At 71.9% G+C, this 1,359-nt stretch carries 1 protein-coding gene; it reads left to right on the forward strand.

The window, feature by feature from the left end; translation table 11 throughout:
* Nucleotides 1-1,359: tannase/feruloyl esterase family alpha/beta hydrolase (locus AC1DOC_RS33800; protein WP_478131584.1), on the forward strand; the 1,359-nt coding region annotated here is incomplete at both ends.

Here is a 1,359-nt window from a genome sequence, read left to right on the forward strand (position 1 = left end):
CAGCGGGGGCGCCATGCTGGCGGCCGCCGCATTGCTCGCCGCTTGCGGCACCACCGGCCCGAAGAGCCTCGGCCTCGGCGCAGATCCGGCGGCGGCCTGTGCGGCCCTTGCCGCCGCGCCGGTCGCGCCCGCGGCCATCGGCCTGCCGAGCGGCGCGGCCACGATCGATTCGGCCACGCTCGTTCCCGCCACGGCGCTTGCCGTCGCCGAGCGCGGCCCCAGCCCGGCCGCGCGCATCACGCCGGCAACGCCTGCGCACTGTGCGGTGCTCGGCCGCATTGCGCCGCTCGATGCCGCGGCACCCCCGATCCTGTTCCGGGTCAACCTGCCGCTCGCATGGAACGGGCGCAGCGTGCAGTACGGCGGCGGCGGTTTCAACGGCACGCTGATCACTGGCCTTGCGCTGGTGCCGGCTGCGCGCTTCGACCAGCCGACACCGCTCGCGCAGGGCTACGTGACCTACGGCACCGACTCCGGCCACCAGAACGTGGCCGGTCAGCCGCCGCAGGCCTTTGCGCTCAACGACGAGGCGCTGGCGAACTTCGCCCACGCCTCGTACAAGAAGGTGCGCGACGTGGCGGTGGCGCTGATGCAGCGCGCCTACGGGCAGGCGCCGCAGAAGYTGTACTTCATGGGCAGCTCCGAAGGCGGGCGCGAGGCGCTCACGATGGCGCAGCGCTATCCGCAGGACTTCGACGGCATCTTCAGCCGCGTACCGGTCATCAACTGGACCGGGCTCCAGCACGCCGGCACGCGCAACGGCATCGCCACCTTCGGCGAAGGATGGCTACGGCCCGCGCAGGTGCAGCTGGTGCACAACGCCGTGCTCGCATCGTGCGATGCCGCGGATGGCGCGGCGGACCGCATCGTGTCGAACCCGGTGGCCTGCCTGCAGCGCTTCGATCCGGCGAGCCTGCGCTGCGCGGCGGGCACGAGCGGCGACAACTGCCTGAACGATGCGCAGGTGCAGGCGGTGCGCACGCTGCGTTCGCCGTGGCGCTCGCCCGTGCCGCTGGCCCATGGCGTCACCGAATACCCCGGCTGGGGCATCGGTGGCGAGGCGACGCCGGCTTTCGCATCGATGGGCGGATGGAACGCGTGGTGGACGGGCACCAGCGCGCCCACCGTGCCGCCGCAGCCGAGCAACGGCATCGCGTGGTTCTACGGCAGCGGCGCGCTGCAGTATTTCTATGCGCGCAACCCGTCGCTCGACGTGCGCAACTACCGCGCGGAAGACTTTGCCGCGCGCATCGCCGCCGTCTCGCAGCTGATGGATTCGACGAACCCCGATTTGGGCGCTTTCCACGCGCGCGGCGGCAAGCTGCTGATGCTGGAGCACATGGCCGACTATGCGCAGAG

The organism is Variovorax sp. 01T439_2, from assembly GCF_056398445.1.